The organism is Pseudomonas sp. NY15372 (assembly GCF_048068215.1).
Taxonomy (GTDB): domain Bacteria; phylum Pseudomonadota; class Gammaproteobacteria; order Pseudomonadales; family Pseudomonadaceae; genus Aquipseudomonas; species Aquipseudomonas guariconensis_A.
The window spans coordinates 1-10,259 of record NZ_JBLUPY010000064.1 but is presented as its reverse complement, the minus strand read 5'-3'; the positions used below and the strand labels follow the sequence as shown (position 1 = coordinate 10,259).

Below are 10,259 nucleotides of genomic sequence, written 5' to 3'. Positions count from 1 at the left end.
ATACTGGATACGATCAACCGGCTTAGTCGCATAACCTGAACCGCCGTGTACGGAACCGTACGCACGGTGGTGTGAGAGGACGGCGGGTCAGAGCCCGCCTCCTACTCGATGCCCGCAAGAATTCCTTATGACCAGGCGACTTTCTGCGGTACATAGCTCAGAGGCTGTTCGCGAAACGCCAAATAATGCCGCAGCACCTGGTGCGGTGCCTCGGTATGCGGGTAGTGCCCGATACCCGGCAATGCCACGGTATCTGCCGCCGGCACCAGTTGCCGGTAGCGATCGAGCATGCGCGCACCGGAAATCGGGTCGGCCACGCCATTGATGAAGCGCAGCGGCACACAGCGGCGTAGCAATGCGCCGACCCAACGTTCACGGTACCGCCTGCGCTCGGGCAGGTAGCCGATCAGCTTGTGCAGGATACGCGTGCCCTGGTTGGCGACGATCAGGCTCCAGTAATCATCCAGTGCGCTTTCGCTGGGGTGGGTGCACGGGCCATAGACATGGCTGACATTGCGCACCAGATCGTCACGCCCGAAGCTGCGGCCCACCAACCAGCCCAACGGGCTGAGCAACAGTTTCTGCACCAGCAGCACCTGGTAGCACTCGGGGAACAGGCCGCTGTTGAGAAACGCGCAGCTGGCGATTTCGATACGCAGTTCGCAATGGCGCGCCAGCAGTTCCTGGGCGACGCTGCCGCCATAATCATGCGCCAGCAGATGCACGGGCTGGTCGACGTCCAGGTAGGCGAGCAGTGCCTGTTGCAGGTCGGCCTGCTCCATGAGGCTGTAGTCATGGTCCAGCGGTTTGGCCGAGTCGCCGAAGCCAAGCATGTCGCAGGCGATCACGCGAAAGCGTTGGGTCAAAGGTGCCCACAGGTAGTGCCAATCCCAGCTGGCCGTGGGGAAACCGTGAAGTAGCAGCAGTGGCTCTCCCTGCCCTGCAGTCCAGTAGCGGATGGTCTGGCCCCGAAAGGCGAAGTTCTGGGCTCGGGTACGCCAGACGCACAAAGGTATCTCTGCCAGTGGCATCAGAATTGTCCCGGTGGTTACGTGTTGGCGACAAAGCAGGCAGCGTTCGCGGCCTGCCCTCGGGCACTTGTGTGTGCGCTCTATGTAGAGGCTCAGTCTAGTCAGCCCACCGGGGGGCGGAACTTGCGTTGGCAGCCAGCTTGCTGGCTTTGCGGGTCAGGGGTACGAACGGTCAGAGCAGCATGGCCAGCAATGGGGCGGCGAACAGGTTGAGCAGGCCGGTCAGGACCATGACCAGGCCGGCCACCGAACCTTCCTCGCGCCCAACCTCCTGGGCCCGGCTGACGCCAGCGCCATGGGCGCCCACGCCAAACAGCGCGCCGCGGGCCAAAGGCGTGCGCAGCGGCAGCATGCGCAGCAGGATGCCGCCGAACATCGCGCCCAGCACGCCGGTGAACATGACGAACACGGCTGTCAGTTCCGGCACGCCGCCCAGGCCCTGGGCCAACGGCATGGCGAAAGGCGTGGTAATCGAACGCGGCACCAACGACAGGCTGACTGCATCATCCAGCGCCAACAGGTGCGCCAGGCTCCAGGAACTGCCGATCGAGACCAGGCTGCCGGCGAGCATACCCACCAGCAAGGCCGGCCAGTGACGCGCCAGCATCGCCCGCTGCTGCCAGATCGGCACCGCGAAGGCTACGGTCGCCGGGCCCAACACCCCCATCAGCCAATGGGTATTGCGCGCGTATTCGGCATAGGCGGTGTGCAACGGCACGGCCACCGCCAACAGCACAGCCGGCACCAAAATCAGTGGCGACAGCAGGTAGCGCCCGCTGCGGCGATACAGCCAGCGGCTGCCCAGGTAGGCAAGCAGTGTCAGGGCAAGCCAGAACAGCGGCATGGGTTCAAGGCTCATGGCGCAACCTCCAGCGGCATACCAGCTCCACCGTGACGGCCGTGACCACCATCACCAGCACGGTGCTCACGGCGATCACCAGCAGGATGCGCCAGCCCTCGCTGCGCAGCAGGCTGCCGTAGTCGAGCAGGCTCATCAGGGCTGGAATGAAGAACAACAGCATCTCCGCCATCAGCCAGCCGGCGCCCAACTGCAACATGGAGGGTTTGAGCACGCCGAAGGCGAACAGCAGCAACAGCAGCGCCAGCCCCATCACCCCACCGGGAATGGGCCAGCCGAGCCAGCTGGACAGCTGGCCGCCGAGCAAGAACAAGGCAAGCAATACCGCCAATTCGGCGAACAGGCGCAGGCTTTTCTTCAATAACGCAGGGTTCATCAGATAGGTCCTCGAGAGGCTCTATTCTAGATTTGCGCTGCCTAGGCCAGAAGCGAATTGTTAGACTTGCCTCCATTCCAAAATGGAATTCGATCATGGAATTCAAACAGCTGCGCAGTTTCATCGAGGTGGTCCACCGTGGCGGCTTCACCCAGGCTGCACTGACCCTGCACATCAGCCAGTCCGCTGTGAGCAAGCAAGTCGCCCAGCTCGAGCAGGACATCGGCCAGCCCTTGCTGGAGCGCCAGGGGTCGCAACTGCACCTGACCGCCGCCGGGCGTATCGTCCTGGAGCGAGGAGAAGCCTTGCTGCGTCAGCGCCAGGAGCTGCAGAACGAACTCGACGACCTTAGCCACATGGCCCGCGGCGAGTTGCGCCTGGGCCTGCCGTTGCTGGGCAGCGATGCGTTGTTCGCAGGGCTGTTCGCTGAATACCGGCGGCGGCACCCGAATATTTCGATCCAACTGCTCGAAGGTGGCAGCCGTACCGTGGAGCAGGCGGTAAAAAGCGGGGAACTGGAGCTGGGCGGCAGCCTTACACCCAGCGACACGGCGTTCGACTACCAACCATTTTGCAACGAGCCGCTGGATGCGCTGCTACCCCAGGCGCATGCGTTGGCTGGAGCGATGCAAGTCGAGTTGCAGCAATTGGCCGATACGCCGTTTCTGTTGTACCAGCGCAGCTTCGTGCTCAATGACCGGCTGCTGAGTGCTTGCCAGCAACTGGGGTTCACGCCGAAGGAAGGGGGGCGCAGTGGGCAGGCGGATTTCCTGGCGGCGCTGGTGGCCGCCGGGCAAGGGGTGGTGCTGTTACCCAGGGTAGTAGCGCGCGCGCTGGAGCGACCTGGGGTGGTGCGGGTACCGCTGGGTGCGCCACGCCATTTGCGCTGGGACATCGCCTTTATCTGGCGACGCGGAGCGTACCTGTCGCGGGCGGCGCAGGCGTGGTTGCAGTTGGTGCGGGAGCATCCAGCGGTCAGTGATTAGCCTGGGCCATGAGGTGTCGCCGCCCCTATAGGGGGCGTGCGACGGCTGGGGTCAGGCTTTGAGCGCGGCCATGAAGTCTGCCAGCCACGGCTCGGCATCGGCCTCGGGTGTCACGGTCTCGCTGGCATCCAGGCGCAGCATCGGCTGCACTTCCCGCACGCCCAACTCAGCGAACAGCTCGCGCATCTGCTCGCCACCGCCGCAAAAGGTGTCGCCATAGCTGGAATCGCCCAGCCCGATCACCGCCCCCGGCAACCCGCGCCAAGCGGCTGGCAAGGTATCGCGAATGTCGCCGTACAGCGCCATCAGGTTGTCGGGCAGCTCGCCCATGCCAGTGGTCGAGGTCACGGCCAGCAATGCCTCCGGGGCGAAGCCCTGCAAATCCTGCAAGGTGGCGCGGGCAGCATGCCAGGCTTGGAAACCGGCAGCCTTGAGCAAGGCCTCGGCGTGGCGGGCGACTTCTTCGGCGGTGCCATACACCGAGCCGGAAATAATGGCGACTTTCATCGGGCAGAGGATTCCGAAACTGAGTGAAAACGTAGGATACTAGCATTCACCAGTGGCAAAAGGCCGCCTTCCACCAAAGTCCCCTCATGCCAATGGCCCGGACATGATCAACGCGCAACTGCTGCAATCGATGGTCGACGCCTCGAACGACGGGATCGTGGTCACCGAACAGGAAGGCGACGACACCATCCTGATCTACGTGAACGCGGCCTTCGAACGCCTGACCGGCTACACCCGCGACGACATCCTTTACCAGGACTGCCGCTTCCTCCAAGGCGACGACCGCGACCAGCTCGGGCGCGCCCGGATCCGCCGAGCCCTGGCCGAAGGGCAGCCGTGCCGGGAAGTGCTGCGCAACTACCGCAAGGATGGCAGCGCGTTCTGGAACGAGCTATCGATCACCCCGGTCTACAACGCCGCCGACCAACGCACCTATTTCATCGGGATCCAGAAGGACGTCAGCCGCCAGGTCGAGCTGGAACGGGAACTGGCCGAGGCCCGGGCGCGTCTGGGCCGGCAGGAACCCGACGAACGTAGCTGAACGAAGCGCCTTGGACGGTGTCCATCACCTTGAAGAAATCATCACCTTCGAGCCCAATCATGCAAGCCGACGCCCTCCTGACCCAGGACGAACTGGACTTCATCCAGGACATGCAGCATTCGCCCCAGTTGAACCTGGCCGACCCCATGTCGAGCCTGCTGGTCAATGGCGACCGTCGAATCCAGGAACTGCTGACCCGCCTGGTGGCTAACGAACAGGTCCAGCTCCAGGCGCAATTCAACAACCAACAGATCAGCTTCCCGCTGCAGTTGGTCGAAGACGAATTCCATGCCCTGCATCTGCAGCTGGGCTCACCGGAAATTTACGAGAACGGCCCCAAGCCACGCCCTTGGCGCATGACCTTGGAACAGCCGGCAGCGCTTCTGGATGCACAAGACCAGGCCAGCGGCCTGTGGGTGCGCGAGATTTCTTCCAAGGGCGTACTGGTGCAGATCCGCGACCTGCCCATAACGCCCGCCGACTTCGACCTGCGCTTCGCCCCCGAGGGCATCCCGGCCATCCAGCTGCACGGCACGTTGCGCCGGCGTATCGGCCCGGACCTGGCCGCCTACGACCTGGGCGACAGCGCGCCGGAAGAAATCGAGCGCCTGCGCGAATACATTCTCCAGGCACACCGCCAGGCGCACCCAGAGCTGCACGTTCACGTATCCAACTGACCCGCCAGGTACTGACGCAGGCGCCTGCGCATCAGGCTTCCCTCCGCGCCCAGACAGGCCACCGGGCTGGCCGCCAGGCTGTCCTGGGCCAGTTCCGCCGCCTCCCCCGCCAACAATATCGGGCACGCAACGCCCTGGTTCAGCCTTGTCAGGCACTTGCCCAGCTGCGCCGTGGGCTGCTGGTTGGAAAACACCACCAGGGCATCAGGCGCCAGGCGCTCGCAGACCAACGCCAGCTCCGCCAACGGCTGCCCGGCCGGCAACACCGTGACGCCCACCTCCTCGCTGCCCAGCAGCAGCCCCGCCACCAGCAGCTCCAGTTCCTGGCATTGGCCTGACAAGGGCGCCAGCACCACGCGTTGGCTCCAGGGCGCACGGGCCAGTTGCAGGCGCAACAGCACCCGGCCGCGCAGGAACTGATCGAGAAACAGCCATTCGCTGGCGCGCCCGAAACCGGTCTGCCCCGCGCGCAAGGCCTGCCAGGCTGGCATGAACACCTCGCCGAACACCTGGTCCTGGGCGTAATTGGCGAATACCTGATCGAACAATCGCTCCAGCGCTGCGCCATCGAAGCGCTGGGCGGCCTCCTGCACCTGCGTGCGCCAGCGCGCCCGCTCATTTTCACGGCCCGAGCCCTGATCATCCTGCGCCAACGCCTGGTCGCGCGCCAGGATGCTGCCGACCTTGCTCACCGCCACGCCACGCTCCAGCCAGCCGAGAATGTTGCGGATATTGTCGATGTCGGCCTGGGAATACAGCCGATGGCCGCTGTCGGTACGCGTCGGCTGGACCAGGCCGTAGCGACGCTCCCACGCTCGCAAGGTCACCGGGTTGACGCCCGTCAGGCGGGCCACCTCGCGAATTGGAAACAGCTCCTGGTGCTCCAGGCCCGCAGCGCCCAAGGGCGTTTGAAGCTGACTGATCATGTGCACAGGCACCCTGTCTCCTGATGATTGATACGCATTCTACGATGGCTTGGGTGGAGATCCAGCACCGCCCGCCCACCGGTGGACCGTCACTGCACCACGCTCAGAGGTAAGCGCCGGCCGATTCGTTCATTAATGTTGCGCACACCTGACGCGGCCGCCTGGTTCCGGGGGGCCGAGCGCACACGAGGGAAACAGTTCGGGTATGCTGGGCCCATCAATGCACGGACAGACAAGTTGACTGCCTCGAACATGAACAGCCCAATCCTCGTTACCGGCGCCAGCCAGCGCGTCGGGCTGGCCCTGGCCCTGGAACTGGCGAAGGCCGGCCATACGGTGGTCAGTGCCAGCCGCAGTATCCACCCGCACACGCCACACCCGAACATCGTCCAGTTCCAGGCCGACCTCTGCCAGGAGGCCGACCGCCAGGCCTTGATCGACTACCTGCACGACAACCATGACGGCCTGCGGGCGATCATTCACAACGCCTCGCTGTGGCTCGACGACGGCCTGGACAACTTGCAGACCATGTTCCGCCTGCACGTCGAGGCGCCGTACCACCTCAACTTGGCCCTCGGCGAACTGCTGGCCAAGGTGGAAAAGGCCGATATCATCCACATCTGCGACGAGACCTCTTCGCGGGGCAGCAAGAGCCATATCGGCTACGCCGCGACCAAGGCCGCGCTGCAGAACATGGTGCTGTCGTTCGCTGAAAAATACGCGCCGAAGGTGCGCGTCAACGGTATCCTTCCTGGCCTGCTGATTCTCAAGGAAGGCGGCGACGACGCCTATCGCCAGCAGACCCTGAAGAAAGCCCTGCTGGAATTCGAGCCTGGCGCCCGCCCGCTGATCGAGGCGGTGATGTTCCTGCTCGAAAGCCAGTACAGCACCGGCAGCCAGGTGGTCATCAACGGTGGCCGCCACCTGAAGAACCGCATGACCTGAGGAAAGCTCCCATGACTGCGCAACAACAGCTCGAACTCGAGGCCGCCGCGTTCCGGCGCCTGGTCGAACACCTGCAAAAACGCACCGATGTGCAGAACATCGACCTGATGAACCTCTCCGGTTTCTGCCGCAACTGCCTGTCCAAGTGGTACAAGGCCGCCGCCGACGAACGCCAGATCGAGATGAGCCTGGATGACGCCCGCGAGCAGGTGTATGGCATGCCCTACGCCGACTGGAAGGCCCAGTACCAGAAAGAAGCCAGCGCCGAGCAACAAGCAGCGTTCGAAAAAGGAAAGCCACGTGACTGATCTGACCACCCTGCGCGCCAGCCTCGCCAGCGGCGAACATGCATTCGCCGATACCCTGGCATTCGTCGCCGCCCACTACAGCTACCAGCCACAGGCCTTCGACAATGGCGGCGTGGCCAACGCCGCCGGGCAGAACGAAGGCTCGTGCAAGACCCTGGGCCTGGCCTTGCTCGAAGGCCTGAGCGACCAGGAAGCGTTGCTGGCATTCGGCGAGCACTACCGCAGTGTGCTGGCCACTCCCGACGGGAGCGACCATGCCAATATCCGTGCGCTGATCAAGCATGGGTTGGCCGGGGTGAAGTTCGCGGCGCAGCCACTTACCCGCAACGCCTGATATCACCGCCCAATACCCGGCAAGCCGGCTGCCACTGGCCTTGTGGGAGCCAGCTTGCCGGCGATTGGGAGGGCGCAGCTCTCCCCTTGCCCTCTGGATAGACCTGCATGCAGACCGAGCACCCTATCCCCTTTCGCCAGGCCATGCTGTTCTGGCTCAAGCTGGGCTTCATCGGCTTCGGCGGCCCCGCCGGGCAGATCGCCCTGATGCACCGCGAGATCATCGAGCGACGCCGCTGGCTCAGCGAGTCGCGCTTCCTCCACGCCCTCAATTACTGCATGTTGCTGCCCGGCCCGGAAGCCCAACAGTTGGCCACGTACCTCGGCTGGCTGATGCACCGCACCTGGGGCGGCATCGTCGCCGGCGGGTTGTTCGTCCTGCCGTCGCTGTTCATCCTCATCGGCCTGTCATGGGTGTATGTCGCCCATGGCCAGCAGCCGGTGGTGGCCGGCCTGTTCTACGGGCTCAAGCCCGCGATTACCGCCATCGTGCTCCAGGCCGCGTGGCGCATCGGCTCGCGAGTGCTGCACAACGCCGCGTTGTGGGCCATCGCCCTGGCAGCGTTCGTGGCCTTGTTCGGCCTGGGCCTGCCATTCCCGCTGATCGTCATCGGTGCCGGTGTGCTCGGCTACCTAGGCGGGCGCTGGCAACCGCGCCTGTTCCAGACAGTGCGCGCCAGCGGCGGGCAGCAGCCGGTGGCGGAAGAGCCCTCGGTACAACCGGAGCACACCCGCTTCCGCTGGCCGCGCCTGCTGTGGCTGGTGGCCTGCGGCGCCGCGCTGTGGTGCCTGCCGATGGCGGCACTGACACTGCTGTTCGGCTGGGATGGTACCTTCACCCAGATGGCCTGGTTCTTCACCAAGGCCGCCTTGCTGACCTTTGGTGGCGCCTATGCGGTGTTGCCGTATGTGTACCAGGGGGCGGTGACTCATTACGGCTGGCTGACGCCGACGCAGATGATCGATGGGTTGGCCCTGGGCGAGAGCACGCCGGGGCCGTTGATCATGCTGGTGGCCTTCGTCGGCTTCGTGGGCGGCTACGTGCAGGCGCAGTTCGGCGCCGACCAGGCATTCCTCGCTGGCGCCCTGGCGGCGTGCCTGGTGACCTGGTTCACCTTCCTGCCCTCGTTCCTGTTCATCCTGATCGGCGCGCCGCTGGTGGAGAGCACACGGCGGCAGCTGCGTTTCACCGCGCCGCTGACGGCGATCAGCGCGGCGGTGGTGGGGGTGATCCTCAACCTGGCGCTGTTCTTCGGCTACCACGTGTTCTGGCCCCATGGGTTCGGCGCCGGGGTCGATTGGCTGGCGCTACTGATTGCGGTGCTGGCGGCATTGGGGTTGCTGCTGTTCCGCCGCGGGGTGCTGGAGGTGTTGATCGCCTGTGCGTTGGCGGGGCTGCTGGCCACGCTGTATGGGTATCATGTTTGAAGTTGGCAGGGCCGGCCCAATCGCGGGGCAAGCCCGCTCCCACCAGGCCTGCGCTGTTTTCAGAGACACCGCCGTACCTGTGGGAGCTGGCTTGCCAGCGATAGGACCGGGGCAAGCAACTCAAGACAGTTGGCTCCCACAGAGTGAACTGCCCCCACCCTCCAAACCTTGGAGGCAGTCCAGAGGGCGACGACGTTTTTTGTGGGAGCGGGCTTGCCCCGCGATTGGGCCGGATCAGGCAACCTCAACCGATGACTTGCCCCGGTACCTGATCGGGCAACCCGCCTTGCTGCAACCAGGCCAAGGCAATCGGCCACAGGCTTTCGCGGAAACGGTCGTGGAAGAACGCGAAATGGCCGATCTCACCCACCGAGATATCCCCAGGTGCCAGGCGCAAATGCCGACGCTCGGCATCCTGCAGGTACCCCAGCAGGCGCTCGGTAGCGGCCACGGTGCCGAATGGGTCGTCGGTCAGGCTGATCGCCAGGGTCGCCGCGCGCACCCTGGCGAACGGCAGCTCGGCCAGCGTCCGGCCACTGGGGCGATGCTCGTAGCGTGGCGTGCGGGTGGTCCAGTCGTGCACCACCCCAGCCGGGGTGTCTTCCATCCAGCCCAGGCGCTTGCCGGGGAAGTAGCCACACAAGCGGGTCAGCAGCGGCATCACTAGGTGCCATTTGCCAAGCAGTCGCCAGCGCTGGTCAGCTGCGTAGTCGCGCCAGTAGGCGAACTGCGCGCCCACCATCACCACCCGCCGCAGCCGGTTGCCGGAGGGCGCCAGGCCCACCGCGCAGCCGCCGAAACTGTGCCCTACTACATCCACCGGCTGGCCGGGGAAGGCTTCGCCGGCCAGCTGCAGCATGGCCTCGAAATCCAGCCGCCCCCAGTCGCTCCAGGACGCCTGGAAGCCGCGCAGCGATGCCGGGCGCGACTCGCCGATACCCCGGTAGTCGTAGGTCAGCACATCGAAGCCCTGGGCGAAGAGGTAGTCGGCAAAACGCGTGTAGTAGCGGCAGCGCACCGAGGTGGCGGCGTTGATGATCACCAGCGGGCGCTGGGCGTCGGGGTCGGCATGGCGCCAGCAGAAACCGCCGAGGATGTAGCCGTCGGCAGCGGTGTGGCGAAAGGCGGTGGCGGGTTGGATGAGGCTGCTCATGGCGCGCGTCCTGTGCTGGTGCGCCAACGCTAGCAAAAACCTGGGGCTTTTGTGGCCCTTTTCGTGGGTGGGTGGGGGTATTGGGGAGGGCTTTGCCCTCCAATCGCGGGGCCAGCCCCCCCCCAACACCGCCGGCCGCCGCCCCGGAGGCGCGGCCCGGGGGGGGGGCAGCGGGGCCCCACCCGCCCC

The 10,259-nt window shown here is 65.2% G+C and carries 13 protein-coding genes; 7 read left to right on the top strand and 6 right to left on the bottom strand.

Translation table 11 applies throughout. The features are described from left to right. Positions 1-125: 125 nt before the first annotated feature. The 3 genes from ACNFG0_RS22565 to ACNFG0_RS22555 all read right to left on the bottom strand — a co-directional run bounded on the left by ACNFG0_RS22565 (position 126) and on the right by ACNFG0_RS22555 (position 2,266). Entirely contained in the window at positions 126-1,031 is a 906-nt protein-coding gene (locus ACNFG0_RS22565; RefSeq protein ID WP_416766482.1) for an alpha/beta fold hydrolase, read from the bottom strand. Positions 1,032-1,203: 172 nt separating this feature from the next. Further along, positions 1,204-1,890, bottom strand: coding sequence for an LrgB family protein (locus ACNFG0_RS22560; RefSeq protein WP_196144422.1), 687 nt, complete (start codon positions 1,888-1,890; stop codon positions 1,204-1,206). Then, positions 1,880-2,266, bottom strand: a complete 387-nt coding sequence (locus tag ACNFG0_RS22555; protein WP_196144423.1) for a CidA/LrgA family protein — start codon at positions 2,264-2,266, stop codon at positions 1,880-1,882. The genes ACNFG0_RS22560 and ACNFG0_RS22555 overlap by 11 nt, the downstream gene beginning before the upstream one ends. 95 nt (positions 2,267-2,361) lie before the next feature. Here ACNFG0_RS22555 and ACNFG0_RS22550 point away from each other — a divergent pair, with 95 nt between their 5' ends. Further along, on the top strand, positions 2,362-3,252 hold the full coding sequence (locus tag ACNFG0_RS22550; protein ID WP_416766481.1) for a LysR substrate-binding domain-containing protein: 891 nt from the start codon (positions 2,362-2,364) through the stop codon (positions 3,250-3,252). A 51-nt stretch (positions 3,253-3,303) separates the two neighbouring features. Here ACNFG0_RS22550 and ACNFG0_RS22545 read toward each other — a convergent pair whose 3' ends face one another. Then, positions 3,304-3,759 (bottom strand): flavodoxin, encoded by a 456-nt coding sequence (locus ACNFG0_RS22545; protein ID WP_196144425.1) that lies wholly within the window; start codon positions 3,757-3,759, stop codon positions 3,304-3,306. Positions 3,760-3,862: 103 nt separating this feature from the next. Between ACNFG0_RS22545 and ACNFG0_RS22540 the strand changes: the two genes are divergently transcribed. Next, a complete protein-coding gene (locus tag ACNFG0_RS22540) occupies positions 3,863-4,300 on the top strand; it encodes a PAS domain S-box protein (protein ID WP_416766480.1) in 438 nt (145 codons plus the stop codon). Between the two features lie 59 nt (positions 4,301-4,359). Further along, positions 4,360-4,977 carry a hypothetical protein gene (locus ACNFG0_RS22535; RefSeq protein ID WP_416766478.1) on the top strand — a complete coding sequence of 206 codons (618 nt, stop codon included), beginning with the start codon at positions 4,360-4,362 and terminating at the stop codon, positions 4,975-4,977. Here ACNFG0_RS22535 and ACNFG0_RS22530 read toward each other — a convergent pair. Further along, positions 4,962-5,903, bottom strand: coding sequence for a MerR family transcriptional regulator (locus tag ACNFG0_RS22530; RefSeq protein WP_416766477.1), 942 nt, complete (start codon positions 5,901-5,903; stop codon positions 4,962-4,964). The two genes, ACNFG0_RS22535 and ACNFG0_RS22530, sit on opposite strands and share 16 nt — an antisense overlap. Positions 5,904-6,155: 252 nt before the next feature. Here ACNFG0_RS22530 and folM point away from each other — a divergent pair, with 252 nt between their 5' ends. The 4 genes from folM (at position 6,156) to chrA (ending at position 8,917) form a co-directional block, all read left to right on the top strand. After that, on the top strand, positions 6,156-6,848 hold the full coding sequence (folM, locus tag ACNFG0_RS22525) for a dihydromonapterin reductase (protein WP_196144429.1): 693 nt from the start codon (positions 6,156-6,158) through the stop codon (positions 6,846-6,848). A gap of 11 nt (positions 6,849-6,859) precedes the next feature. Then, positions 6,860-7,156 (top strand): DUF1244 domain-containing protein, encoded by a 297-nt coding sequence (locus tag ACNFG0_RS22520; protein ID WP_416766475.1) that lies wholly within the window; start codon positions 6,860-6,862, stop codon positions 7,154-7,156. Further along, the gene (locus ACNFG0_RS22515) at positions 7,149-7,490 is read left to right on the top strand and encodes a HopJ type III effector protein (protein WP_416766474.1); all 342 of its coding nucleotides are present in this window, start codon (positions 7,149-7,151) and stop codon (positions 7,488-7,490) included. Before ACNFG0_RS22520 ends, ACNFG0_RS22515 begins: the two co-directional genes overlap by 8 nt. A 107-nt stretch (positions 7,491-7,597) precedes the next feature. Beyond that, on the top strand, positions 7,598-8,917 hold the full coding sequence (gene chrA, locus ACNFG0_RS22510) for a chromate efflux transporter (protein ID WP_416766473.1): 1,320 nt from the start codon (positions 7,598-7,600) through the stop codon (positions 8,915-8,917). 244 nt (positions 8,918-9,161) lie between these two features. On the opposite strand, the gene ACNFG0_RS22505 is transcribed toward chrA, so the two are convergent. Continuing rightward, a complete protein-coding gene (locus ACNFG0_RS22505; RefSeq protein ID WP_416766472.1) occupies positions 9,162-10,070 on the bottom strand; it encodes an alpha/beta fold hydrolase in 909 nt (302 codons plus the stop codon). Positions 10,071-10,259 lie beyond the last annotated feature (189 nt).